Source organism: Pseudomonas fluvialis, from assembly GCF_014207935.1.
GTDB classification, from domain to species: Bacteria; Pseudomonadota; Gammaproteobacteria; order Pseudomonadales; family Pseudomonadaceae; genus Aquipseudomonas; species Aquipseudomonas fluvialis_A.
This window is the reverse complement of sequence record NZ_JACHLL010000002.1, coordinates 728,951-753,945: the sequence shown is the minus strand read 5'-3', so window position 1 is coordinate 753,945 and position 24,995 is coordinate 728,951. Positions and strand designations below refer to the sequence as shown.

Genomic DNA, 24,995 nt, shown 5'->3' with positions numbered 1-24,995 from the left:
CCGATAGGAGAGCACTGATGAAGCTGCCGATTTACCTGGATTACTCCGCGACTACGCCGGTCGACCCGCGCGTTGCGCAGAAAATGTGCGACTGCCTGCTGATGGAAGGCAATTTCGGTAACCCGGCTTCGCGTTCCCATGTGTTTGGCTGGAAGGCCGAAGAAGCGGTCGAGAATGCCCGTCGCCAAGTGGCTGAGCTGGTCAACGCCGATCCGCGTGAAATCGTCTGGACTTCCGGTGCTACCGAGTCGGACAACCTCGCCATCAAGGGCGTGGCGCATTTCTATGCAAGCAAGGGCAAGCACCTCATTACATCTAAGATCGAGCACAAGGCAGTGCTGGATACCTGCCGCCAGCTGGAACGTGAAGGTTTCGAGGTGACGTACCTGGAGCCAGGCGAAGACGGCATCATCACCCCGGCCATGGTCGAGGCGGCGCTGCGTGATGACACCGTGCTGGTGTCGCTGATGCATGTGAACAACGAAGTCGGCACGATCAACGACATTGCTGCCATCGGTGAACTAACCCGTCCCCGCGGCGTGCTGTTCCATGTCGATGCGGCGCAATCGACCGGCAAGGTCGAGATCGATCTGGACAAGCTCAAGGTCGACCTGATGTCCTTCTCCGCGCACAAGACCTATGGCCCGAAGGGCGTCGGCGCTCTGTATGTGCGTCGTAAGCCGCGCGTACGCCTGGAGGCGCAGATGCATGGTGGTGGTCACGAGCGCGGCATGCGTTCGGGCACCCTGGCGACCCATCAACTGGTCGGTATGGGCGAGGCCTTCCGCATCGCCAAGGAAGAGATGGCTGCAGAAAATCTGCGTGTGACCGCGCTGCGCGATCGCTTGCTCAAGCAGCTCGACGGCCTGGAAGAACTCTACGTCAACGGCAGCATGAGCCAGCGCGTGCCGCACAACCTGAACCTGAGTTTCAACTATGTCGAGGGTGAGTCGCTGATCATGGCGCTCAAGGATCTGGCGGTTTCGTCGGGTTCAGCCTGTACCTCGGCGTCGTTGGAGCCGTCCTACGTTTTGCGTGCCCTAGGCCGCAACGACGAGCTGGCGCACAGTTCGATCCGCTTCTCCTTCGGTCGCTTCACCACCGAAGAAGAGATTGATTACGCCGCCGCCAAAGTCATGGAGGCGGTCACCAAGCTGCGCGAACTCTCGCCGCTCTGGGATATGTACAAAGAGGGTGTCGACCTGTCCAAGGTCGAATGGCAGGCCCACTAACCGTTTCGATGAGGTAAGCGACATGGCATACAGCGAAAAGGTCATCGACCACTACGAAAACCCGCGCAACGTCGGCAAGCTCGACGCGGAAGATCCGGATGTCGGCACGGGCATGGTCGGTGCGCCGGCGTGCGGTGACGTGATGCGCCTGCAGATCAAGGTCAATGAGCAGGGGCTGATCGAAGACGCCAAGTTCAAGACCTACGGCTGCGGTTCGGCCATCGCCTCCAGCTCCCTGGCCACCGAGTGGATGAAGGGCAAGTCGCTGGACGAAGCCGAGCAGATCAAGAACACCCAGATCGCCGAAGAGCTGGCCTTGCCGCCGGTCAAGATCCATTGCTCGGTTCTCGCCGAAGATGCGATCAAGGCTGCAGTACGCGATTACAAGCAGAAGAAAGGTCTGCTTTAAGGAGTTGGCATGGCGATCAGCATGACCGAAGCCGCGGCGCAGCATGTGCGTCGCTCGCTGGAAGGGCGTGGCAAGGGTGAGGGCATCCGTCTTGGCGTGCGCACCACCGGCTGTTCCGGGCTGGCCTATGTGCTGGAGTTCGTCGATGAAGTGGCGGGCGAGGACATGGTGTTCGAGAATTTCGGCGTCAAGCTGATTGTCGATCCGAAGAGCCTGGCCTACCTCGATGGCACTGAGTTGGACTTTGTCCGCGAGGGCCTAAACGAGGGCTTCAAGTTCAACAACCCCAACGTGCGTGGCGAATGCGGCTGCGGCGAGAGCTTCAACGTCTGAGTCGAGGTTGCCGTGGGCGCTCCCTGCCATTTTGCCCTGTTCGATCTGCAGCCTGACTTCCGGGTTGATCTCGCACAGCTGGGTGAGCGCTACCGGGCCTTGGCCAGAAGCGTCCATCCGGATCGTTTTGCCGATGCCGATGCGCGTGACCAGCGTCTTGCGTTGGAGCGTGCCGCGCAGCTCAACGATGCCTATCAGGTGCTGAAGAACGCTCCGCAGCGGGCGCTTTACCTGTTGACCCTGCGAGGCCACGAGTTGCCGCTGGAAGCGACAGTGCAGGATCCTGAATTCCTCCTGCAACAGATGCAGTTGCGCGAGGAGCTCGAGGATCTGCATGACAGTGCCGATCTGGAGGGCGTGGCGTTGTTCAAGCAGCGCCTCAAGGGCGCACAGGATCATCTGGAACAACAGTTCGCCGCCTGCTGGCAGGTGGTGGACGAGCGCGAACAGGCCGAGCGCCTGGTACGCCGCATGCAGTTTCTCGACAAGCTGATGCGCGAAGTGCGTCAGCTGGAAGAGCGTCTGGACGATTAACCCGCGCGCCCCTGGCGTGCCTGACAGTCGAAACAACATGGCCCTACTGCAGATTGCCGAACCCGGTCTCAGCCCCAAGCCGCATCAGCGTCGGCTGGCGGTGGGTATCGACCTGGGTACCACCAACTCCCTGGTCGCCGCCCTGCGCAGTGGCGTCACCGAGTGCCTGGCGGATGCCGAGGGCGGGGTGATCCTGCCATCCGCTGTCCGCTATCTGGCGGATTCGATTGTTGTCGGTGAGGCCGCCAAACTGGCGGCGCCGCAGGACCCCTTGAACAGCATTATCTCGGTCAAGCGCCTGATGGGCCGCGGTATCGCCGACGTCAAGCAGCTCGGTGAGCAGTTGCCCTACCGCTTCAGTGGCGCAGAGTCGCAGATGCCGTTTCTGGAAACCGTGCAGGGCCCCAAGAGCCCCGTAGAGGTTTCGGCAGAAATTCTCCGTGCGCTGCGCGTAAGGGCTGAGCAGAGTCTGGGTGGCGAGTTGGTAGGCGCGGTGATTACCGTGCCGGCCTATTTCGACGAGGCGCAGCGCCAGGCGACCAAGGATGCCGCCAAACTGGCGGGTCTGAACGTGCTGCGTCTGCTCAATGAGCCCACTGCGGCGGCCGTTGCCTACGGTCTGGACAAAGGCGCCGAGGGCGTCATTGCCATCTATGACCTGGGTGGCGGTACCTTTGATATTTCGATTTTGCGACTGAGCCGTGGCGTGTTCGAGGTACTGGCCACGGGCGGCGACAGTGCGCTGGGCGGCGACGACTTCGATCATGTCGTTGCCGGCTGGATCATCGAGCAGGCCGGTCTGTCCTCGGACCTGTCGCCCGCTGAGCAGCGCCAGCTGCTGCAGACCGCGTGTGCCGCCAAAGAGCAGTTGACCGATGTTGAAACTGTCGACGTGGCCTACGGTGCCTGGCGCGGGCAGTTGTCCCGCGAACACTTCAATGCGCTGATCGAGCCGCTGCTGCAGCGCAGCCTCAAGGCCTGTCGCCGCGCGGTGCGCGATGCCGGTATCGAGCTGGATGAGGTCGAGGCGGTAGTCATGGTTGGTGGTTCGACTCGCGTGCCGCGTGTGCGCCAGTCGGTGGGGGCCTTGTTTGCCCGCGAGCCTTTGACCGATATCGACCCGGATCAGGTGGTTGCCATCGGTGCTGCCATCCAGGCGGAAACCCTCGCCGGCAACAAACGTGGCGAAGAGTTGCTGCTGCTGGATGTGATTCCGCTGTCCCTGGGGTTGGAAACCATGGGCGGGCTGATGGAGAAGATCGTGCCGCGCAATACCACCATTCCGGTGGCGCGGGCGCAGGACTTCACCACCTACAAGGATGGCCAGACGGCCATGATGATTCATGTGCTGCAGGGCGAGCGTGAGCTGGTCAAGGACTGCCGTTCGCTGGCGCGTTTCGAACTGCGTGGCATTCCGCCGATGGTGGCTGGGGCGGCGAAGATTCGCGTGACCTTCCAGGTTGATGCCGATGGTCTGCTGGGTGTTTCGGCGCGTGAGTTGGGCTCTGGCGTCGAGGCCAGTATCGAGGTCAAGCCGTCCTACGGGCTGACTGATGGCGAGATCGCTCGCATGCTGCAGGACTCCTTCAAGCATGCGGGGGATGATCTCAATGCGCGGGCTTTGCGTGAGCAGCAGGTCGAAGCAGAGCGACTGGTCGAGGCAGTGCGCGCGGCGTTGCAGGTCGATGGCGAGCGTCTGCTCGATGATGAGGAGCGCGTTGCCATCGAGTCTACTATCGAGGCGTTGGTTGAGGTGGCTGCCGGTGTCGATCATGTTGTGATCGAGCAGCAGATCAAGCGTCTGACCCAGGTGACCGATGCCTTCGCGGCGCGGCGGATGGATGCAACAGTCAAGGCGGCGCTGACCGGGCGCAGCCTGCACGAAATCGAGGATAACTGATGCCACAGGTCATTTTTCTGCCGCACGAGCGATTCTGCCCGGAAGGCATGGTTGTCGAGGCTGAGCCCGGAGTTTCCATTCTCGAGCTGGCCCACGCGAACCACATCGAGATGGAAAATGCCTGTGGTGGCGTCTGCGCCTGCACGACCTGCCACTGCATTATTCGCGAGGGTTTCGAGTCGCTGGAAGAGGCGGATGAGCTAGAGGAGGACTTCCTCGATCGGGCCTGGGGGCTGGAGGCGCAGTCGCGTCTGGCCTGTCAGGCGATAGTCGGGACGGAAGATCTGACCGTCGAAATCCCGAAATACTCGCTTAACCATGCCGCTGAAGCGCCGCACTGATTCAAGGAGCTGACATGAGCCTGAAATGGACCGATGTACTGGATATCGCCATCGAGCTTGCTGAGCGCAAACCTGAAGTCGATCCGCGTTACGTCAACTTCGTCGATCTGCATCGCTGGGTGCTGGAACTGCCGGACTTCGCCGATGAGCAGGGGCGGGGTGGCGAGAAAGTTCTGGAGGCTATCCAGGCGGCCTGGATCGAGGAGCTGGACTGACGTCCGTCCTGCTGCTACGCATTTTTGCCCAACCCGCGTATAATTCGCGGGTTTTATTTTCTGCTTTATCTACATCTCTCTGGAGCTATCCATGTCCCTGCAACGCACTTTCTCCATCATCAAGCCCGATGCCGTCGCCAAGAACGTAATTGGCGAGATCACTACCCGCTTTGAAAAAGCCGGCCTGCGCGTCGTCGCCTCCAAGATGGTTCAGCTGTCCGAGCGCGAAGCTGCCGGCTTCTACGCTGAGCACAGCGAGCGCGGCTTCTTCAAGGATCTGGTTGCTTTCATGACTTCCGGTCCGGTCATCGTTCAGGTCCTGGAAGGTGAAGACGCCGTTCTGAAGAACCGTGAGCTGATGGGCGCCACCAACCCGAAAGAAGCTGCTGCCGGCACCATTCGCGCCGATTTCGCCGTTTCCATCGACGAGAACGCCGTTCACGGTTCCGACTCCGAAGCTTCCGCTGCTCGCGAGATCGCCTACTTCTTTGCCGTCACCGAGGTGTGCGCTCGCATTCGCTAATAGTGAACGCGCGAGGGTGAATCCATGACCGTCATGACTACCAAGACCAATCTGCTGGGCCTGACCCAGCCGCAACTGGAGCAGTTCTTCGAGACTATCGGGGAAAAGCGCTTCCGTGCGGGTCAGGTCATGAAGTGGATTCACCACTTTGGCGTCGATGATTTCGATGCCATGAGCAATATCGGCAAGGCCTTGCGCGAAAAGCTCAAGGCCTCTGCCGAGATTCGCGGTCCCGAGATTGTCAGCCAGGATATTTCCAGCGACGGCACCCGCAAGTGGGTGGTGCGCGTGGCCTCCGGCAGCTGCGTCGAGACCGTGTATATCCCGCAAGGCGGGCGTGGCACCCTGTGCGTGTCCTCGCAAGCCGGCTGTGCCCTGGATTGCAGCTTCTGCTCCACGGGCAAACAAGGATTCAACAGCAATCTCACCGCTGCCGAAGTGATCGGTCAGGTGTGGATTGCCAACAAGTCGTTCGGCACCGTGCCGGCCAAAATCGACCGTGCCATCACCAACGTGGTGATGATGGGCATGGGCGAGCCGCTGCTGAACTTCGACAATGTGGTCGCCGCCATGAGCATCATGATGGACGACCTCGGCTATGGCATCTCCAAACGCAAGGTCACGCTGTCGACCTCGGGCGTGGTGCCGATGATCGAGGAGCTGGCCAAGGTGATCGACGTATCGCTGGCCATCTCCCTGCATGCGCCGAACAACGCCTTGCGCGATGTGCTGGTGCCGATCAACAAGAAGTATCCGCTGGAAGTGCTGCTGCCGGCCTGCAACAGCTATATCTCCCGCCTGGGAGAGAAGCGCGTGCTGACGGTCGAGTACACCCTGCTCAAGGATGTCAATGACCAGCCTGAGCATGCTGCGCAGATGGCCGCACTTCTCAAAGATACTCCTTGCAAGATCAATCTGATTCCGTTTAATCCCTTCCCGCACTCCGGTTACGAGCGGCCGAGCAATAATGCCATCCGCCGTTTCCAGGACCTGTTACACAAGGCTGGCTATAACGTAACGGTACGCACCACGCGTGGTGAAGATATCGATGCCGCCTGCGGCCAACTGGTTGGCCAGGTCATGGATCGCACCCGTCGGAGTGAACGCTACATTGCTGTGCGTGATCTGACTGGCGAGGCACCTGCCAAGCCAGCCGCAAGCCAAAGCTGAGGGGAATTCCATGATTGTGCGTGCTGCGCTCGCTGCTCTGCTCTTTTCGTTGTTGACCGCCTGCGTGACTGAGGGTGGCAAGCCTGATCCGTTGAAAAGTGATGAAGGTCGGGATGCCGCACGGGACGCCTATATCCAGCTGGGCATCGGCTATCTGCAAAGCGGGGATGCCAGCCGCGCCAAGCGGCCTTTGCAGAAAGCCCTGGAGCTTGACCCTTCAAACGCCAATGCCCATGCGGCTCTGGCGGTTGCGTTCCAGATTGAAATGGAGCCGGAGCTGGCTGAACAGGAGTACAAGAAAGCCCTGTCCAACAGCGATGGCGATTCGCGCATACGCAACAACTATGGCAGCTTCCTGTTTGAACAGGGGCGCTACCAGGATGCCTACGAGGCCTATTCTGCTGCCGCCGGCGACAACATGTACCCAGAGCGGGCCAAAGTTTTCGGAAATCTCGGGCGAACAGCGCAAAAGCTGAATAAGCCTCAGTTAGCCAAGCAGCACTTCGAGAAATCGTTGCGTTTGAGCCGAAACCAGCCAGAGGTACTATTCGAGCTGGCGCAGATAGCCTTCGACGAAAAAATGTATGTCCCAGCGCGGGACTATTACCAGCGCTATAGCAAAATGGTCAAAGAACAGGATGCCCGCGGCTTGCTGCTGGGCATTCGTCTGGCCAACATCTTTGATGATCGGGATACCGCGGCCAGCTACGGCTTGCAGCTCAAACGCCTGTATCCCGGCTCACCCGAATATCGGCAATATCAGTCGGAGCAGTAATGAACGCGTCGCCTTCGGATGTGCTTGCGGCGGTACAGATCAACCCTGGGCAAACCTTGCGCATGGCGCGTGAGGCCAAGGGCATGGAAGTAGCGGATGCGGCTCGCTCACTGAACATGAGTGAGTCGATGCTGCGCAATGTCGAGGCTGGAGCCTTCGACAAACTCAACGGTCATACCTTTGCCCGTGGCTATGTGCGTGCCTACGCCAAGCTGCTGGGGCTGGATCAGGAACAACTGGTCACAGCCTTCGATCGCTATACGGGCACGGATGCCACAGGGAGTGAAGTGCGCACCCTCGGGCGTCTCGAAGAGCCTGTGCGGGTTTCGCAGAACCTCATGCGCATGCTCAGTGTGGCCGTGCTGGCGGGTGGTGCGTTGCTGACCTATCTGGTCTGGCCGGAAAAGGCCGCGGAAAAGGCCGTCAGTGAAATCGGTATCGAGCATGTGGAAGTCGAATCGGCCGATGGCACCACGCAGATTCACCTGCTCGACGAGCCGGAAGACCAGGCGGTGGCGGAGGCGAACAAACCCGCTGAGGTTGAGCCGGTTCCAGCCGCTGCCGAATTGAGCGCGCCGGCTAGTCCGGCTGTAGCAGCTGGCGAAATAACAGCGCCGCTTGCTTCTGCTGCATCTGTACCCGCTGTCCCGGTTACTCCTGCAGCGGCCACTCCGGCTGCTGCGGTACCACCGGCAGCCGCCCCTGTTGTCCCAGATTCTGCTCCAGCCGCTCCCGTGGCGGCAGCCCCTCTGGCAACTCAGCCCCCGGTAGTGCAGGCAGTTCCTGCTGGTCAGGCGCTGGTACAGGTGCAGTTCAGCGCCGATTGCTGGACCCAACTGACCGATGCCGACGGCAAGGTGCTGTTCAGTGCGCTCAAGCGCAAAGGCGACACCCTTGAACTGGCCGGCAAACCACCGTTCGAGCTGCGCCTGGGCTATGCCCGCGGCGCCCAGGTCAGCCTAAATGGCCAGCCGGTCGATGTCGCGCCTTTCACCAGTGGCGAAACCGCCCGTATGAAGCTGGGGCAATAGAGCCAAGCCATGCATTGTGAATCTCCGATCAAACGCCGTGTCTCCCGCAAAATCTGGGTAGGCTCGGTGGCCGTAGGTGGCGATGCACCGATTTCGGTGCAGAGCATGACCAACACCGATACCTGTGATGTTGCCGCCACCGTGGCGCAGATCCGCCGACTGGAAGATGCCGGTGCCGATATCGTCCGTGTGTCCGTACCTGATATGGATGCCGCCGAGGCCTTCGGCAGGATCAAGCAGCAGGTGCGGGTGCCGCTGGTGGCCGATATCCATTTCGACTACCAGATCGCCCTGCGCGTGGCTGAGTTGGGTGTCGACTGTCTGCGTATCAATCCGGGCAATATCGGGCGCGAGGACCGCGTGCGGGCCGTGGTTGAAGCTGCGCGCGACAAGGGCATTCCGATCCGTATCGGTGTCAATGCCGGCTCCCTGGAAAAGGACCTGCAGAAGAAATACGGCGAGCCAACGCCCCAGGCGCTGGTCGAATCGGCGTTGCGCCATGTCGAGCACCTGGATCGCCTGAACTTCCCCGACTTCAAGGTCAGCGTGAAGGCTTCCGACGTGTTCATGGCCGTCGAGGCCTACCGCCTGCTCGCTACTCAGATCGAGCAGCCACTGCATCTGGGCATTACCGAGGCTGGTGGTCTGCGCTCCGGTACCGTGAAATCCGCGGTCGGCCTTGGCATGTTGCTGGCTGATGGCATCGGCGACACCATCCGTGTGTCCCTGGCCGCCGATCCGGTGGAAGAGATCAAGGTCGGTTTCGACATTCTCAAGTCCCTGCGCCTGCGCTCGCGCGGTATCAACTTCATCGCCTGCCCGAGCTGCTCGCGGCAGAACTTCGATGTGGTCAAGACCATGAACGAGCTGGAACAGCGCGTCGAAGACTTGCTGGTACCGCTGGACGTTGCCGTGATTGGCTGCGTGGTGAATGGCCCAGGCGAAGCCAAGGAAGCCCATATCGGCCTGACCGGCGGTACGCCGAACAATCTGGTCTATATCGATGGTGCCCCGGCCAGCAAGCTGAGCAACGACAACCTGGTGGACGAGCTGGAAAAGCTCATCCGTCGCAAGGCGGCCGAAAAGGCCGAGGCCGACGCGGCGCTAATCGCCCGCGGCTAAGTATTAGGAATTTCTGTGAGCAAGTCCCTGCAAGCCATTCGTGGCATGAACGATATCCTCCCGGAGCAGACGCCAGCCTGGCGTTACCTGGAGAGCACTCTGGCCGAGCTGCTGGACGGCTATGGCTACAAGGAAATCCGCCTGCCGATCCTCGAATTCACCGAGCTGTTTGCCCGTGGCATCGGTGAGGGCACCGATGTGGTCGACAAGGAGATGTACACCTTCCTCGACCGCAACGAGGAGTCGCTGACCCTGCGTCCCGAAGGGACGGCCGGTTGCGTCCGCGCGGTACTGGAGCACGGCCTCACTGGCGGTGGTCAGGTGCAGAAACTGTGGTACGCCGGTCCGATGTTCCGCTACGAGAAGCCGCAGAAAGGCCGTTATCGTCAGTTTCATCAGATCGGTATCGAAGTCTTCAACCTGCCAGGGCCTGATATCGATGCCGAGCTGATCGTGCTCACGGCGCGCCTTTGGAAACAGCTGGGTCTGAGCGATGCGGTAACCCTGCAGCTCAACAGCCTGGGGTCCAGCGAGGCCCGAGCCAACTACCGTGATGCGCTGGTGGCCTACCTCAAGGAGCGCTTCGAGCAGCTCGACGAGGATAGTCAGCGTCGCCTGACCACCAACCCGTTGCGCATCCTCGACAGCAAAAATGCCCAGACTCAGGCCCTGCTGGTGGGCGCGCCGACCCTGCACGACTATCTGGATGACGAGTCCCGCGTGCATTTCGAGGGTCTGAAGGCGCGTCTGGATGCGGTCGGCATTCGTTACGAGATCAACCCGAAATTGGTGCGCGGCCTGGATTACTACGGTCGCACCGTGTTCGAGTGGGTCACCGACAAGCTGGGTGCCCAGGGCACCGTGTGTGCCGGTGGTCGTTATGACGGCCTGATCACCCAGTTCGGCGGCAAGCCGACTCCGGGAGTCGGTTTTGCCATGGGCGTCGAGCGCCTGGTTCTGCTGCTGGAGACCCTGCAGTTGGTGCCGGAAGAGCTGCATCGTCCTGCCGACCTGTATCTCTGTGCCTTCGGCGAAGCCGCCGAGCTGGCCGGCCTGACTCTGGCCGAGCAGCTGCGTGATGCACTGCCTGGTCTGCGCCTGCTGGTTAACAGCGGCGCCGGCAGCTTCAAGAGCCAGTTCAAGAAGGCTGACAAGAGCGGTGCCCGCTTTGCCCTGATCCTGGGCGAGGACGAGCTGGCCGCCCGCGTGGTAGGGTGCAAGCCGCTGCGCGATGACAGTGAACAACAGACCATTGCCTGGGACGCTCTCGTTGAGCGTCTGGGTGCCTGCCTGCAGCAGGCGTAAGCATTTAGCGAAGGGGAATCCTGGGTGAGCATGCAGACCGAAGAAGAACAGATTGCGCAGATCAAGGACTGGTGGCAGCGCAACGGCAAGCCCCTGCTGACTGGCGGCGTCTTGGCACTGGCCGTGGTGATCGGCTGGCAGGGCTGGCAGAACTATCAGGCCGGTCAGGCTCAGGGCGCCTCGGCGCTGTACCAGCAGCTGCTGGAAAGCAGCCTGCCGCAGACCGGGGAGGTCGATCCGGCCAAGGTCAGCGAGCTGGCTGAAAAACTCAAGAGCGAGTATGCCGGTACCCATTACGCACAGTACGGCAGTCTGTTCGTCGCCAAGGTGGCCGTCGAAGCGGGCAAGCTGGATGACGCCGCGGCCGAGCTCAAGGCCGTGCTGGACAAACCGGTCGATGCCAATCTGGCCGAGCTGGCGCGTCAGCGTCTGGCCCGCGTGCTGGCCGCCCAGGGCAAGCTGGAAGAAGGTTTGAAACTGCTGGAAGGTGATGCCGATCAGGTGTACCTGGCCAGCCGCGAAGAACTCAAGGGTGATCTGCTGGTTCAGCTGGGCAAGGCCGACGAGGCGCGTGCCGCCTACGAGAAAGCCAAGGCCGCGCTGGCCGAGGATGCTGCTGTCGGCGGTTTGCAGATGAAGCTGGATGACCTGGCCAAGGGAGAAGCCTGACGTGATGGTTTGGAAGAATGCCGCACTGTTGGCCATGGCCTTGCTGGTCGTAGGCTGCAGCAGCGATAGCGATAAAGAGCAGGAACCCGCCGAACTGACCGACTTCGAGGAAGAGGTTCGTCTCGACGAGCAGTGGAGCCGCAACATCGGCGAAGGCCAGGGCGAAACCTTCAACATGCTGGTGCCGGCCGTCGATGGCGAAACGCTGTTCGCCGCCGATGTCACTGGTGTGGTCAAGGCCATCGAGCGCACCAGTGGCGATGTGCTGTGGGAACAGGATCTGGAACTGCCGGTTTCCGGTGCCATCGGCGCCGGTGCAGGTCTGGTCGTGGTCGGCACCCTCAAGGGCCAGGTGATTGCCCTCAATGCCGGCAGCGGCGAGGAACAATGGCGCGCCCAGGTCACCAGCGAGGTGCTGTCAGCGCCGCAGACCAATGGTGATGTGGTGGTGGTGCAGACCCAGGACGACCGCCTGATCGCCTTCGACGCCGCTACCGGCTCGCAGCGCTGGATCTACGAAAACACCCCGGCCGTACTGACCCTGCGCGGCACCAGCACGCCGATCGTCACCAACCGTCTGGTGGTGGCCGGCCTTTCCACCGGTACCGTGCTAGCCCTCGATGCCCGTCGCGGCCTGCCAGTCTGGGAACAGCGCGTAGCCGTGCCGCAGGGCCGTTCCGAACTGGATCGCGTGGTCGATATTGACGGCTCGCTGCTGCTTTCCGGCGGTGTCGTGTATGCCGTGAGCTATCAGGGCCGAGTGGCCGGCCTGGATCTGGAGTCCGGTCGCGTGCTGTGGCAGCGCGAGGCATCCAGCTATGCCGGCATCGCCCAGGGTTATGGCAACGTCTATGTCAGCCAGGCTAACGGTACGCTAGAAAGCATCGACGAGCGTTCGGCTTCGGCACTGTGGAGCAACGAGTCCCTGGCCCGTCGCCAGCTGTCCGCGCCAGAAGTGCTGTCCAGCTACGTGGTGGTCGGTGATCTGGAAGGTTACATCCACCTGCTGAGTCAGGTGGACGGCCGCTTCGTCGGCCGCGAGAAGGTCGACAGTGCCGGTGTGCGTGCGCGCCCGCTGGTGGTAGGCGACTGGCTGTATGTGTATGGCAACAGCGGAGAGTTGGTCGCTTACACGATCCGCTAAGCTGAGCTTGTCCGCCCGGCCGCTGCCGCTTTTTGCTGGCAGCGGCCGTCGCATTTTCTGAACCGGAGAGAACATGGTTCCCGTGATCGCCCTGGTGGGCCGCCCCAACGTCGGCAAGTCCACCCTTTTCAACCGTCTGACCAGAACTCGTGATGCCATCGTGGCCGAATACGCCGGGCTGACCCGTGATCGTCAGTACGGCGAGGCCAAATGGCAGGGCCGCACCTATATCGTGATCGATACTGGTGGTATCTCCGGTGACGAGGAGGGCATCGACGCCAAGATGGCCGAGCAGTCGCTACAGGCCATCGAAGAAGCCGATGCCGTGCTGTTCATGGTCGACTCGCGTGCCGGTATGACCGCCGCGGACCAGATGATTGCAGAGCACCTGCGCAAGCGTAACAAGCGCTGCTTCCTTATCGCCAACAAGGTCGATACCGTCGACCCGGATATCGCACGTGCCGAGTTCAGCCCGCTGGGGCTGGGCGACGCCGTGCCGATCGCCGCCGCCCACGGCCGTGGCATCAGCCACATGCTGGAGCTGGCCCTGGGTATCTTCCCCAAGGACAACGCCGAAGCCGAGGAAGGCGCCGAGGGTGAGCAGGAAGTCGTCGCCGAAGGTCAGGAAGCCAAGCGCATTCCCGGCCCGAGCGAGAAGGACGGCATCAAGATCGCCATTATCGGTCGCCCCAACGTCGGCAAGTCGACGCTGGTCAACCGCATGCTGGGTGAAGAGCGGGTCATCGTCTATGACCAGGCCGGCACTACCCGCGACAGCATTTACATCCCCTTCGAACGCGGTGACGAGAAGTACACCCTGATCGACACCGCCGGCGTACGTCGTCGCGGCAAGATTTTCGAAGCGGTGGAAAAGTTCTCCGTGGTGAAAACCCTGCAGGCCATCCAGGACGCCAACGTGGTGATTTTCGTGATGGATGCCCGCGAAGGCGTGGTCGAGCACGACCTCAACCTACTCGGCTTCGTCCTGGAAAGCGGCCGCGCGCTGGTCATCGCCCTGAATAAATGGGATGGCATGGAGCAGGGCGAGAAGGACTACGTGAAGACCGAGCTGGAACGCCGGCTCATGTTCGTCGACTGGGCCGATATCCATTTCGTCTCGGCCAAGCACGGCACCGGCGTCGGTCATCTGTACAAGTCGGTACAGACCGCCTTCGCCTCGGCGGTCACGCGCTGGCCGACCAGCCGTCTGACCCAGATCCTCGAAGACGCCGTGCAGGAGCACCAGCCGCCGCTGGTCAACGGCCGTCGCATCAAGCTGCGCTACGCCCACCTGGGTGGTGCCAACCCGCCGCTGATCGTCATCCACGGCAACCAGGTGGAATCTGTGCCGCGCTCCTATGTCCGCTATCTCGAGAACACCTATCGTCGTGTGCTCAAGCTGGTCGGCACGCCGCTGCGGATCGAGTTCAAGGGCGGGGAAAACCCGTTCGAGGGCAAGAAGAACGTCCTCACCGAACGCCAGGTGAACAAGAAGCGCCGTTTGATGAGCCACCACAAGAAGGCCGAGAAGAAGCGTCGCGACAAGAAACGCTGATTCCGACCGTTGTGAAGAGGGCGCCCAGTTCAGACTGCGCGCCCTTTTTCATGGGCGCCGGATGGCCAGCGCGCGGGACGCTCGGCTATCCTGCCGATCGATTCCTTCGCCGTTCTCGTTTCAGGTAGCGCCATGCTTGTCAGCAAGTTGCCCTCCGTTGGCACCACTATTTTTACCCGTATGTCGCAACTGGCCGCCGAGGTCGGAGCGCTCAATCTGTCCCAGGGTTTCCCCGACTTTCCCAGCCCGCAGCCGTTACTGGATGCCGCCGTGCGTCATCTGCAAGCCGGGCATAACCAGTACGCGCCCATGACCGGTTTGCCGCGCCTACGCGAAGCGGTGGCAACCAAGGTCGCCGCGCTTTACGGGCGCTCGGTGTCGGCTGACACCGAGGTCACCATCGTGCCCGGGGCCACGGAGGCGATTTTCTGCGCGGTACAGGCGCTGATCCGCGCGGGCGACGAGGCCATCGTGCTCGATCCCTGTTACGACAGCTATGAGCCGGCGGTGGAGCTGGCTGGTGGCCGCTGTGTGCATGTGCCGCTCAACTTGCCGGACTTCTCGGTCGACTGGCAGCGGCTGAGTGATGCCATCAACGAGCGTACCCGGCTGATCTTCATCAACTCGCCGCACAACCCCAGCGGTGCGCTGCTGTCGCGAGCCGACCTCGACCAGTTGGCAGCGCTGATCCGTGATCGCGACATCTACCTGATCAGCGACGAGGTCTACGAGCATCTGGTATTCGACGGCGCCAGCCACGCCAGCGTGCTGGCCCACGACGAACTGTATGCGCGGGCCTTCGTGGTCAGCTCGTTCGGCAAAACCTACCACGTCACCGGCTGGAAGACCGGCTACGTGGTGGCGCCACCTGCGCTCACGGCCGAGCTGCGCAAGGTGCACCAGTTCGTCACCTTCGTGGCCGTCACCCCGTTGCAGCATGCCTTGGCCGATTTCATGGTTGAGCATCCAGAGCATATTGCCGAGCTACCCGCCTTCTACCAGGCCAAACGCGACCTGTTCTGCGACCAACTGGCCGGTTCGCGCTTTGCCTTTACCCGCACGCCGGGCACCTATTTCCAGATCGTCGACTACTCGGCCATTCGCCCCGATCTGGACGATGTCGCCATGGCCGAATGGCTGACCCGCGAGCAGGGCGTGGCGGCCATTCCGGTCTCGGTGTTCTATCAGCAGCCGCCTGCGGGGATGCGTCTGGTGCGCTTCTGCTTTGCCAAACGTGAGGAGACCCTGCTGGCTGCGGGAGCGAAACTATGCGCGATCTGACGAGCTTTCCTGACCTGCAACTGGCACTGATCCAGACCTCGCTGGTCTGGCAGGATGCGTCCGCCAACCGTGAGCATTTCGCCCGCCTGCTGGAGCAGGCCCATGGCGCCGACCTGGTCGTACTGCCAGAGATGTTCAGCACCGGTTTCTCCATGGATTCGGCCGCCCTGGCCGAGCCCGAGGACGGCCCGACTACGCAGTGGTTGCGCCAGCAGGCTCAGGACCTGGGCGCGGTGGTCTGCGGCAGCCTGATCATCCAGGCCGCTGATGGCAGCTACCGCAACCGCCTGCTCTGGGCGCGCCCGGACGGTTCGCAGGCGCACTACGACAAGCGTCACCTGTTCCGCATGGCCGGTGAGCACAAGCACTACAGTGCCGGCGAGCAGCAGGTGGTGCTGGAATTGAAGGGTTGGCGGGTGCGCCCGCTGATCTGCTACGACCTGCGCTTCCCGGTGTGGAGTCGTGATGCCGGTGGCACCGACCTGTTGCTGTATACCGCCAACTGGCCGGCCGCACGTCGTCACCACTGGAATCGTCTGCTACCGGCGCGGGCCATCGAAAACCTCTGTTACGCCGCGGCGGTCAACCGGGTCGGTGAGGACGGCAAAGGTTTTGCTTACAGCGGTGACAGTCAGGTGCTGGACTTCCAGGGTGAATCCCTGCTGGCGGCGCAGGACGTCGATGGCGTGTTTCGTGTCAGTCTCAGTGCGGCGGAACTGGCGGCTTATCGCCAGCGCTTCCCGGCTCATCTGGATGCTGATAGCTTTTCGCTGAACCTTTGAATCCTTGGAGTCATCCCGCATGGAAGCACCTGCCAACAACCCCTTTCAAACCCCGGAAGCCGATCTGGTCAGCGCGCCGGATGCCACTCAGCCGCTTTACAGCCTGGGTGCCGTCGGTTGGGCCACTTTCTTCGGTACGCCACTGGCCGGTGCCTATGTACTGGCGCACAACCTGCGCCAGTATGGTCTGCACAAGGAACTGCAACAGACCTGGTGGCTGGCGATCGGCATCTTCGTCGTGGTCACCGCGTTGGGCTTTCTGTTGCCGGACAACGTGTCTGGCACCGCCTTTACTGTGGTGCAGGTGATTGCCATGTATCAGTACGCCAAGAGCCTGCTGGGCTCGCGTCTGCAGCAGCACGCGGCGGGGCAGGGGGCGCTCTACTCCAACTGGCGGGCTGTGGGGATTGGCCTGCTGTTCATCCTGGCCATTCTGGTCGTGGCTGTGCCGCTGATCATGGTCTTCGATCTGGCCTGATGGATCGCCAATAGCAAAACGCCGGGCATTGCCCGGCGTTTGCGTTTCTACCGATCAGCCCAGTGCGGGGTAGTCGGTGTAACCCTCTGCGCCGCCGCCATACAGGGTGGCGGGATTCAGCGGGTTCAGCTCGGCGCCGGCCTGGAAGCGTGCGGCCAGGTCCGGGTTGGCGATGTACGGGCGGCCGTAGCCCACCAGATCGGCCAGGCCTTCGGCAATGGCCTGCTCGCCGCTCTCGGCGGTTTGTCCGCCGGCGATGATCAGGGTGCCCTGATACAGCTGACGCAGTTTGCGCAGCAGTGCGTCATAGCCCTCGAAGGTGCCGCCCAGCCAGTCCGGGCGATTGACGTGCAGGTAGCCCAGCTGGCGGCTGTTGAGCTGCTCGACCAAGTAGCTGAAGGTTTCCAGCGGGTTGGCGTCGTGGACGTCGCCGAAGGTGCCCATTGGCGAGATGCGGATGCCGACCTTGCGGCTGTCACCCACCGTCGCCACCACGGCATCGACGACCTGCAGGACCAGACGTGCGCGGTTCTCCACCGAGCCGCCGTAGGCGTCGCTGCGCTGGTTGCTGTTGGAGCAGAGGAACTGGTCGAGCAGGTAGCCATTGGCGGCATGCACTTCCACACCGTCGAAGCCGGCCTGGATGGCATTGGCAGTGCCCTGGGCATAAGCGGCCACGATTCCCGGCAGCTCATGCAGCTCAAGAGCGCGCGGTTTGGCGGTCGCGGCCTTGTGGTGGCTGCCATCGGCCTCGACCACATAGCACTCGGCGTTGGCCTGGATGGCCGACGGGGCTACCGGGTCGGCACCGCCTGGCTGCAGCAGCGGGTGGGAGATACGCCCGACGTGCCAGAGCTGCAGGAAGACGCGACCGCCGGCCTCGTGCACGGCCTGGGTGACTTGCCGCCAGCCGGCAACCTGTTCTGCGCTGTGAATGCCAGGTGTCCAGGCATAGCCCTGGCCTTGCGGGCAGACCTGGCTGGCTTCACTTATGATCAGGCCGGCATTGGCGCGCTGGGCGTAGTAGAGCGCGTTCAGCTCGCCCGGCACATTGCCCGGCAGACTGCGCTGGCGAGTCAGTGGAGCCATGACCAGACGGTTGGGCAGGTTGAGGTCGCCGAGTTGGGTTGGGGAAAACAGGTGATCGAGGCTCATGGAAATATCCTGGGTGGCTGACGTGTGCCGTCGATTATGGGGGTGGCAAACTTTTATACAAGTACGTACGATTTAGGCAGTCACTTACTATTTGGTAATTATCATGAGCGATCAACCGGCGCTGTCCCCCGAAAGCAAACGTCTGGTGCAGGGCGACAAGGTCTACAACACGCCGGTGGAAGTGACCCTGGAGGTGATCGGTGGTAAGTGGAAATCCCTGTTGGTCTATCACCTGCTGCAGGGGGCGCTGCGCTTTTCCGAGCTTAAGCGCCTGGTGCCGGATATAACCGAGAAGATGCTGACCCAGCAGCTGCGTGAGCTGGAGCGCGATGGTGTGCTTAGTCGCACGGTGTTCGCGGAGGTTCCGCCGCGGGTCGAGTACCGCGTGACCGAGCACGGCGCCACGCTCAAACCGGTGCTGGAAGCCATGTGCCAGTGGGGCCGCAGCCACTGGCAGCAGCAGCCTACGGCTTGAGATAGCTGTCGTAGATCTGCTGGTAGCGGCCGCTTTTTTTGAGCTGCTGCAGGCCGGCGTTGAAGTCATCACGCACCTGCGCGTCGCGGAATACAGGGCGATAGTTCTGCGGGTCCTCCTCGGTAAAGCTGTGCATGTCGACCGCCTTGGCCTTGAACAGAGCGGTGCGTGACAGCAGCTGCTCGAAGTAGTGATAGATGCTGCGGTCGCTCAGGACCACGTCGTAGCGCCCCTTGTTCAGGCCCAGCACCTGCAGCTCCTGATTGTTCTGCTCGAAATACAGGCCGGCGGCCTGGGTGGCGCCCAGCCACTCGGGATAGCGTTTAGCCGCGCCCTGAAAAGCCACCACGCTGAGGCCCTTGAGGTCCTCCGGGCGTTGCAGGTTGAGTTGGCGGTTACGCAGGGTCACCAGCACGTTCTGGTAGATCACCGCCGGTTCGCCGTAGTGGCCGCCTTGGTCGGTCAGGTCCTGGCCAAGGTCGGTCATTGCCGCATCCACTTCGCCATGGCGGAAAGCCAGAGGCACCCTGGCCAGCGGGTAATAACGCGGTTTCAGGCGATGCCCGCGCAACGCCAGGGCTTCGCCAATCACTTCCAGCTCAATGCCGCTGTCGCTTTCCGGAAAACAGTAGGGGGGGATTTTCTCGCCAAAGGCCATCAGCACGTCCGCGCCCCAACTGGCGCTGCTGCAGCAGCACAGGACAAGAAGCAGGCGGCGACAGAATGACTGGGCGGACATGGCAGTGACTCGCACGGTGATAGTTCGAGTCTAGAAGCTACCGCAGAGACTGCCTGATAGGCGGGCAGAAAAAAGGGGAGCCGAGGCTCCCCAAGGGACTATCTGGTCGAGACGATTCGTTCTCAGGCGGCCTGGGCCTCGGCCTGACGCAGTGCGCGGTTGATGGCGCTGAACAGGGCGCGGAAGCTGGCGGTGGTCAGGTTCTCGTCGATGCCGATGCCGTGCAGCGCACGACCGCCATTCAGGCGCAGTTCGATATAGGCTGCGGCCTTGGCGTTGGTGCCGGAACCGATGGCGTGCTCGGCGTAGTTGACGATTTCCACGCCGACCGGCAGGCCAGCCACCAAGGCTTCCAGCGGGCCCTTACCGATGCCGCGCCAGTGACGCAGTTCGCCGACTTCGTCGACGCTGACATCGACGGCGGTGGTGCCGTGCTCTTCCTGCAGGCGGTGGCTTTTCAGGGCGTAGGGCTCGTCAGCCTGCAGGTACTCGCTTTCCAGCAGGGCGTAGATCTGCGCCGCGCTCATCTCCAGGCCCAGGCGGTCGGTTTCCTTTTGCACCACCTGGCTGAACTCGATCTGCAGGCGACGCGGCAGGCTGATGCCGTATTCCTGCTCCAGCAGGTAGGTGATGCCGCCCTTGCCGGACTGGCTGTTGACGCGGATCACCGCCTCATAGCTGCGGCCGATGTCGGCCGGATCAATCGGCAGGTAGGGCACTTCCCACACGCCGTTGGCATCCTGCTGGGCGAAGCCCTTGCGGATGGCATCCTGGTGCGAGCCGGAGAAGGCGGTGTGGACCAGATCGCCGACGTAGGGGTGGCGCGGGTGCACCGGCAGCTGATTGCATTCCTCGACCACTTTGCGCACGGCATCGATGTCGGAGAAGTCCAGTTGCGGGTCGACGCCCTGGGTGTAGAGGTTCAGTGCCACGGTGACCAGATCGACGTTGCCGGTGCGCTCGCCATTGCCGAACAGACAGCCTTCGACACGGTCGGCGCCGGCCATCAGGCCCAGTTCGGTGGCGGCCACGCCGGTGCCGCGGTCGTTGTGGGTGTGCAGGCTGACCAGCACGCTGTCGCGGCGGTCGACATGGCGGCAGAACCACTCGATCTGGTCAGCGTAGATGTTCGGCGTGGCGGCCTCGATGGTGGCCGGCAGGTTAAGGATCAGCTTGTTCGCCGGGGTTGGCTGGAACACGCCGATCACCGCGTTGCACACCTCGACGGCGAACTCGGTCTCGGTGGAGCTGAACACTTCCGGCGAGTACTCGAAGCGCCAGGCGGTGTCCGGGTTCTCGACGGCCAGGCGCTTGATGATCTGCGCGGCATTCACGGCGATCTCGATCACTCCGGCCTTGTCCTGGTTGAAGACGATGCGGCGGAAGCTCGGTGCGGTGGCGTTGTAGTAGTGAACGATGGCCTGCTTGGCGCCCTTGAGCGACTCGAAGGTGCGGGTGATCAGGTCCTCGCGGGCCTGGGTCAGCACCTGGATGGTCACGTCATCCGGGATGTGGCCGCCTTCGATCAGTTCGCGGACGAAGTCGAAGTCGGTCTGCGAGGCGGACGGGAAGCCCACTTCGATTTCCTTGAGGCCCACGGCGACCAGGCACTTGAAGAAGCGCATCTTCTTCTCGGCGTCCATCGGTTCGATCAGCGACTGGTTGCCATCGCGCAGGTCCGAGCTCAGCCAGATGGGCGCCTTGCTGATCTGCTGGTTCGGCCAGGTGCGGTCCGGAATTTGGATCGGGGCGAAGGGGCGGTACTTGCTCGAAGGGTCTTTCAGCATGCTCATGGCTGTTTCCTGCTCGAAAAGGGGGCGCTTTTGGCGCTTTGTCAGGGTGAATCGTCTATTTATGGGTTAATCATTGCAAGCATGTTTTTAAAATTGGAATTTTCATTCGCTTGCGTACCTGTCGTGAAGATTTTTTGCGCCATGTGCCCGTAAAGTGTCGATTGATTGCGCGGGGTTGATCTGTGTCAGCGCCGCTGCGCGCCCTTGTCGCAGAGACTGGGCGACAGCCGGTCATTAGAATCGCGGCGCATCTTTAAGGACCAGCTATTTGATGGAGTTAGCGGTTTGCATCCACGCATGAGCACATCGCGCTTTGGCGCCTGGCTGGGCATCTTTGCCCTGCTCATGCTGTTCGCCGGTCCGTTGCTGACCCAGGCGCAGAACCTCGATCTGGCCTCTGCGCTGGCCCAGGTGCAGAGCGAGCTGAGCTGTCATTCGGATGATTCCGCTCCTGGACCGGACAAGCAGGCACCGCTGTCCCATGTGGAGTGCGGCTACTGCCAGCTGGCGGCGCATTTTGCCGCCGTGCCTGTGCCGGCGTCCGGCTTGCCGATTCTGCTTGCCGCGCCGGCGCCGAGCCTGCCGGCTGCTGTCGATGCGGCAGGCCTCCGCGCCCAGCTACTGCCCCCGCCACGCGCACCACCGCAGTCGATCACCGCCTGATCGAAGCGCACGCGGCCATACGACCGCGTGCAGTCCTGCGTTGTCCGTGTGGAATGCCCTCATGTCCAGAATTGTTGCTACTTCCTGCTCGTCCTTTGCCCTGTCGAAAATCACTCAGCGCTGGCAGGCGGCCCATGCCGCACTGCTCGGCCTGCTGCTCGCCGGCCCGCTGCTGGCCTCCGAAGAGTCCGTAAAAGAACCGGCGGCTGCCCGCGAAGCACTTGTGCTCGAACCGACAGTGATTACCGCCGAAACCGCAGCCACTTCTCCGGCATCGGCCGATGTCGATTTGGGCACCGCGGCCAGCCCGGCCACGCTGACTGATGACAGTGCTGCCCTCCTGCGCGGTGTGCCCGGTGTGAGCCTCAACGCGGCCGGTGGCCTCTCCAGCCTGCCGTCGATTCGCGGCCTGGCCGATGACCGTTTGCGCATCAAGGTCGATGGCATGGACCTGATCGCCTCCTGCCCCAATCACATGAATCCAGCGTTGTCTTATGTGGACCCGAGCAACCTGGGTTCGCTCAAGGTGTATGCCGGTGTTACCCCGGTCAGCGTCGGCGGCGACAGCATTGGTGGCAGCATCGTCGCCGAGCGTGCGGCGCCGGAATTCGCCGAACCGGGTGCGGCCAGCCTCAACAAGGGGGAAGTGGGCGCCTACGTGCGTAGCAACAACGATGCGCGCGGCGGGCATGTGTCGCTGATGCATGCCGACGATGTGTTCAACATCCGCTATGCCGGCAGCACCAGCAAGGCAAACAACTACATGGCCGGTGATGACTTCAAGACCGATACCGCGACCGGTCGCCCGGGCGAAAGCTCGCCGCTGGACGAGGTGGCGTCGAGCGCCTATGAAACCCGCAATGACGAACTGAGCATGGCGCTCAAGCTAGGCGAGGACCTGCTCGAGCTTTCGCTGGGCCAGCAGAAGGTACCGCAGGAGCTCTTCCCAAATCAGCGCATGGACATGACCGACAACACGCAGAAGCGTATGAACCTGCGCTATCTCGGCGAATTCGATTGGGGCAGCCTGGAGACGGCCGTCTACCACGAGAAGGTCGAACACGAGATGAACTTCGGCCCGGACAAGCAGTTCCTGTACGGCACCGCACCGGGTATGCCGATGAACAGCGACGGCAAGACCCTGGGTGCCAGCGTCAAGGCGGAGATCGACCTGTCACCCAGCGATCTGCTGCGCCTGGGCAGCGAATACCAGCGTTATCGCCTGGATGATTACTGGCCGGCTTCGGGCACTGGCGGCATGTCGCCCAATACCTTCGAGAACATCAACGATGGCGAGCGCGACCGCGCGGCGCTGTTTGCCGAGTGGGAGCGTGAGCTGAACCAGGCCTGGACCACCCAGCTGGGCGTGCGCTACGAGCATGTCACCACCGATGCCGGCGAGGTGCATGGTTATGCCGATACCAACGGCATGGGCATGATGGTCAGCAACCAGCGTCGCGACTCCGCGGCCTTCAATGCCAGTGATCGCAGCCAGAGCGACAACAACTGGGATGCTACGGCTCTGGCGCGCTACCAGCATGATGCCAATCTGGATATCGAGTTCGGCCTGGCGCGCAAGGTGCGTTCTCCCAACCTCTACGAACGCTACACCTGGTCGACCTGGCCGATGGCGGCCACCATGAACAACTTTGTGGGCGATGGTAATGGCTATGTCGGTGATGTCGACCTCAAGCCCGAGGCTGCCCACATCATCTCCACCAGCTTCGACTGGCACAGCACGGATCGACGTCATGAACTGAAGGTCACGCCGTTCTATACCCATGTCGATAACTACATCGATGCCGTGGCACTGCCGGGGCAGACAGTGGTCGCCGAGCAGTACAACGTGCTGCAGTACGCCAACCAGTCCGCGCGCATCTATGGGGTGGACCTGTCCGGGCGCATGCCGCTGGCGCAGAATGAGCTGGGGCAGTGGGGCGCTGAGGCGCTGGTCAACTACAGCAACGGCGAGAACCGCGACACCCATGATGAGCTGTACAACATCATGCCGCTCAACGCGACCTTTGCCCTGACGCAGGAGTTGGGCGACTGGCGCAACAGCCTGGAAATGGTCACGGTGCAGGCCAAGAACGACGGCTCCGATGTGCGCAACGAGATCGAGACCGCCGGCTACACCCTGTTCAACCTGCGCCTGAGTCACAGCTGGGATCAGGTGCGCCTGGACATGGGCGTGGAGAACCTGGCCGACAAGTTCTACTACCTGCCCGCCGGCGGCGCCTACACCGCCCAGGGTCGCACCATGAGCATGAACGGCATCGCCTGGGGCACCGCCGTGCCGGGCATCGGGCGTTCCTACTACACGGGTGTGACGGTCAGCTTCTGATTAGCTGTTGTTAGTCCAAAGAAAAGCCCCGCTTCGGCGGGGCTTTTTTGTTTGCTCTTCAGAGTCTGTTCAAAGCCCCGCGAGCTAGAGTCATACAAGGCAAAAATGGGCGAGGAAGCGGAGTTTACGAGTTGTAAATGAGCATTCCGAGCCTGTTTTTAACGCAGCAGGGCCGACGCGCAGCAGGTTTTGGGCGGGCTCTCAGGGTTCGAAAGCACCGATAAAAATGGCCGGATCAACCCGCGCATCATTCAGGCTGACGTTCCAGTGCATGTGTGGCCCGGTGGCCCGGCCGGTGGCGCCGACCCGGCCGAGCACGGCGCCGCGTGGCAGTTGTTGGCCGAGGCGGACATCAATCTTCGACAGGTGGCAGAACATGCTGGTCAGCCCCTGGCCGTGATCGACGAACACCGTCTTGCCGTTGAAGAAGTAATCGCCGATCAGCGTGACCTTGCCGGCCGCCGGGGCCTTGACCGGTGTGCCAGCGGGCACGGCGAAATCCAGGCCGGCGTGCGGATTGCGTTCCTCGCCGTTGAAGAATCGACGTACGCCAAAGCGGCTGGACAGCGGGCCATTGACCGGTCTGTCGAGCAGCAGGTTGCTCGGCGTGCCCGGGCTGAACTGCTGGTAGGCGCGGGTCTGTTCGGCCAGCTCACGCTCGATGCGCTTGAGATTGGCCGGGCTCGGATTGACCTGTTCCTGGTTCTTCAGGGTGATGCGCTGCTCCTGGTAGCGTTTGCTACCTACCTGGAAGGGTATGGCCTGCGCGCCTTCGACTTCGATCTGCTGCTGGCCTGGCTTGACCGTCAGCGGGATGCCGACGATGGCAATCCAGCGCCGGCCGTCCTCGCGCACCACCAGCACCGGTTTGCCCTGATAGCGGGCCTGCGGCGCCTGGGGTTGTTCCGGCAGGGCGACCACGGCCACGCCACCGGACACCGGTTTGTTCAGCAGGCGGGTGAGAAAGCCTTCGGCCTGGATGGGCAGGGCGAGGCAGAGCAGCAGGAAGCCAAGCAGGCGCATAAGG

At 62.3% G+C, this 24,995-nt stretch carries 26 protein-coding genes; 22 read left to right on the top strand and 4 right to left on the bottom strand.

What is annotated here, in order from left to right; translation table 11 throughout:
* Nucleotides 1-17 precede the first annotated feature (17 nt).
* The 19 genes from HNP49_RS08645 (at nucleotide 18) to HNP49_RS08555 (ending at nucleotide 16,799) form a co-directional block, all read left to right on the top strand.
* Nucleotides 18-1,232: an IscS subfamily cysteine desulfurase gene (locus HNP49_RS08645; protein ID WP_184682370.1), complete on the top strand. Its 1,215-nt coding sequence runs from the start codon at nucleotides 18-20 to the stop codon at nucleotides 1,230-1,232.
* Nucleotides 1,233-1,254: 22 nt separating this feature from the next.
* The gene (gene iscU / locus HNP49_RS08640) at nucleotides 1,255-1,641 is read left to right on the top strand and encodes a Fe-S cluster assembly scaffold IscU (protein ID WP_095941559.1); all 387 of its coding nucleotides are present in this window, start codon (nucleotides 1,255-1,257) and stop codon (nucleotides 1,639-1,641) included.
* A gap of 9 nt (nucleotides 1,642-1,650) precedes the next feature.
* Nucleotides 1,651-1,974 (top strand): iron-sulfur cluster assembly protein IscA, encoded by a 324-nt coding sequence (iscA, locus tag HNP49_RS08635; protein ID WP_095941558.1) that lies wholly within the window; start codon nucleotides 1,651-1,653, stop codon nucleotides 1,972-1,974.
* A 12-nt stretch (nucleotides 1,975-1,986) separates the two neighbouring features.
* The gene (gene hscB / locus HNP49_RS08630) at nucleotides 1,987-2,508 is read left to right on the top strand and encodes a co-chaperone HscB (protein ID WP_184682368.1); all 522 of its coding nucleotides are present in this window, start codon (nucleotides 1,987-1,989) and stop codon (nucleotides 2,506-2,508) included.
* Between the two features lie 37 nt (nucleotides 2,509-2,545).
* On the top strand, nucleotides 2,546-4,408 hold the full coding sequence (hscA, locus tag HNP49_RS08625; RefSeq protein WP_184682367.1) for a Fe-S protein assembly chaperone HscA: 1,863 nt from the start codon (nucleotides 2,546-2,548) through the stop codon (nucleotides 4,406-4,408).
* Nucleotides 4,408-4,749 (top strand): ISC system 2Fe-2S type ferredoxin, encoded by a 342-nt coding sequence (gene fdx / locus HNP49_RS08620; RefSeq protein ID WP_184682366.1) that lies wholly within the window; start codon nucleotides 4,408-4,410, stop codon nucleotides 4,747-4,749. The genes hscA and fdx overlap by 1 nt, the downstream gene beginning before the upstream one ends.
* A 14-nt stretch (nucleotides 4,750-4,763) precedes the next feature.
* Nucleotides 4,764-4,964: a Fe-S cluster assembly protein IscX gene (iscX, locus tag HNP49_RS08615; protein WP_184682365.1), complete on the top strand. Its 201-nt coding sequence runs from the start codon at nucleotides 4,764-4,766 to the stop codon at nucleotides 4,962-4,964.
* Nucleotides 4,965-5,055: 91 nt separating this feature from the next.
* Nucleotides 5,056-5,487, top strand: a complete 432-nt coding sequence (gene ndk, locus HNP49_RS08610; protein ID WP_184682364.1) for a nucleoside-diphosphate kinase — start codon at nucleotides 5,056-5,058, stop codon at nucleotides 5,485-5,487.
* 24 nt (nucleotides 5,488-5,511) lie between these two features.
* A complete protein-coding gene (rlmN, locus tag HNP49_RS08605) occupies nucleotides 5,512-6,657 on the top strand; it encodes a 23S rRNA (adenine(2503)-C(2))-methyltransferase RlmN (RefSeq protein WP_184682363.1) in 1,146 nt (381 codons plus the stop codon).
* 10 nt (nucleotides 6,658-6,667) lie between these two features.
* Nucleotides 6,668-7,432, top strand: coding sequence for a type IV pilus biogenesis/stability protein PilW (gene pilW, locus HNP49_RS08600; protein ID WP_184682362.1), 765 nt, complete (start codon nucleotides 6,668-6,670; stop codon nucleotides 7,430-7,432).
* The gene (locus HNP49_RS08595) at nucleotides 7,432-8,463 is read left to right on the top strand and encodes a RodZ family helix-turn-helix domain-containing protein (protein ID WP_184682361.1); all 1,032 of its coding nucleotides are present in this window, start codon (nucleotides 7,432-7,434) and stop codon (nucleotides 8,461-8,463) included. Before pilW ends, HNP49_RS08595 begins: the two co-directional genes overlap by 1 nt.
* A gap of 9 nt (nucleotides 8,464-8,472) precedes the next feature.
* Complete coding sequence (ispG, locus tag HNP49_RS08590; protein ID WP_184682359.1) at nucleotides 8,473-9,585, top strand: flavodoxin-dependent (E)-4-hydroxy-3-methylbut-2-enyl-diphosphate synthase; 1,113 nt, start codon at nucleotides 8,473-8,475, stop codon at nucleotides 9,583-9,585.
* 15 nt (nucleotides 9,586-9,600) lie between these two features.
* The gene (hisS, locus tag HNP49_RS08585) at nucleotides 9,601-10,890 is read left to right on the top strand and encodes a histidine--tRNA ligase (protein ID WP_184682357.1); all 1,290 of its coding nucleotides are present in this window, start codon (nucleotides 9,601-9,603) and stop codon (nucleotides 10,888-10,890) included.
* A gap of 30 nt (nucleotides 10,891-10,920) precedes the next feature.
* Complete coding sequence (locus HNP49_RS08580) at nucleotides 10,921-11,559, top strand: tetratricopeptide repeat protein (protein ID WP_221445168.1); 639 nt, start codon at nucleotides 10,921-10,923, stop codon at nucleotides 11,557-11,559.
* Between the two features lie 4 nt (nucleotides 11,560-11,563).
* On the top strand, nucleotides 11,564-12,703 hold the full coding sequence (bamB, locus tag HNP49_RS08575; protein WP_184682533.1) for an outer membrane protein assembly factor BamB: 1,140 nt from the start codon (nucleotides 11,564-11,566) through the stop codon (nucleotides 12,701-12,703).
* A 73-nt stretch (nucleotides 12,704-12,776) separates the two neighbouring features.
* Nucleotides 12,777-14,258 carry a ribosome biogenesis GTPase Der gene (gene der, locus HNP49_RS08570; RefSeq protein WP_184682353.1) on the top strand — a complete coding sequence of 494 codons (1,482 nt, stop codon included), beginning with the start codon at nucleotides 12,777-12,779 and terminating at the stop codon, nucleotides 14,256-14,258.
* Nucleotides 14,259-14,390: 132 nt separating this feature from the next.
* Nucleotides 14,391-15,539, top strand: a complete 1,149-nt coding sequence (locus HNP49_RS08565) for a pyridoxal phosphate-dependent aminotransferase (RefSeq protein WP_184682351.1) — start codon at nucleotides 14,391-14,393, stop codon at nucleotides 15,537-15,539.
* Nucleotides 15,527-16,321, top strand: coding sequence for an amidohydrolase (locus tag HNP49_RS08560; RefSeq protein WP_184682349.1), 795 nt, complete (start codon nucleotides 15,527-15,529; stop codon nucleotides 16,319-16,321). Before HNP49_RS08565 ends, HNP49_RS08560 begins: the two co-directional genes overlap by 13 nt.
* 19 nt (nucleotides 16,322-16,340) lie before the next feature.
* Nucleotides 16,341-16,799: a hypothetical protein gene (locus HNP49_RS08555; protein WP_184682348.1), complete on the top strand. Its 459-nt coding sequence runs from the start codon at nucleotides 16,341-16,343 to the stop codon at nucleotides 16,797-16,799.
* A gap of 54 nt (nucleotides 16,800-16,853) precedes the next feature.
* On the opposite strand, the gene HNP49_RS08550 is transcribed toward HNP49_RS08555, so the two are convergent.
* Complete coding sequence (locus HNP49_RS08550) at nucleotides 16,854-17,954, bottom strand: alkene reductase (RefSeq protein ID WP_184682346.1); 1,101 nt, start codon at nucleotides 17,952-17,954, stop codon at nucleotides 16,854-16,856.
* A 103-nt stretch (nucleotides 17,955-18,057) separates the two neighbouring features.
* Between HNP49_RS08550 and HNP49_RS08545 the strand changes: the two genes are divergently transcribed.
* Nucleotides 18,058-18,429: a helix-turn-helix domain-containing protein gene (locus HNP49_RS08545; protein WP_184682344.1), complete on the top strand. Its 372-nt coding sequence runs from the start codon at nucleotides 18,058-18,060 to the stop codon at nucleotides 18,427-18,429.
* Here HNP49_RS08545 and HNP49_RS08540 read toward each other — a convergent pair.
* The gene (locus HNP49_RS08540) at nucleotides 18,419-19,168 is read right to left on the bottom strand and encodes an ABC transporter substrate-binding protein (protein WP_184682342.1); all 750 of its coding nucleotides are present in this window, start codon (nucleotides 19,166-19,168) and stop codon (nucleotides 18,419-18,421) included. The two genes, HNP49_RS08545 and HNP49_RS08540, sit on opposite strands and share 11 nt — an antisense overlap.
* 122 nt (nucleotides 19,169-19,290) lie before the next feature.
* On the bottom strand, nucleotides 19,291-20,961 hold the full coding sequence (leuA, locus tag HNP49_RS08535; RefSeq protein ID WP_184682340.1) for a 2-isopropylmalate synthase: 1,671 nt from the start codon (nucleotides 20,959-20,961) through the stop codon (nucleotides 19,291-19,293).
* 297 nt (nucleotides 20,962-21,258) lie between these two features.
* On the opposite strand from leuA, the gene HNP49_RS08530 reads away from it, so the two are divergent.
* Entirely contained in the window at nucleotides 21,259-21,624 is a 366-nt protein-coding gene (locus HNP49_RS08530; protein WP_184682338.1) for a DUF2946 family protein, read from the top strand.
* Nucleotides 21,625-21,685: 61 nt separating this feature from the next.
* On the top strand, nucleotides 21,686-23,968 hold the full coding sequence (locus tag HNP49_RS08525) for a TonB-dependent receptor (RefSeq protein WP_184682336.1): 2,283 nt from the start codon (nucleotides 21,686-21,688) through the stop codon (nucleotides 23,966-23,968).
* A gap of 201 nt (nucleotides 23,969-24,169) precedes the next feature.
* On the opposite strand, the gene HNP49_RS08520 is transcribed toward HNP49_RS08525, so the two are convergent.
* Nucleotides 24,170-24,991, bottom strand: a complete 822-nt coding sequence (locus HNP49_RS08520; RefSeq protein WP_184682334.1) for a peptidoglycan DD-metalloendopeptidase family protein — start codon at nucleotides 24,989-24,991, stop codon at nucleotides 24,170-24,172.
* Nucleotides 24,992-24,995 lie beyond the last annotated feature (4 nt).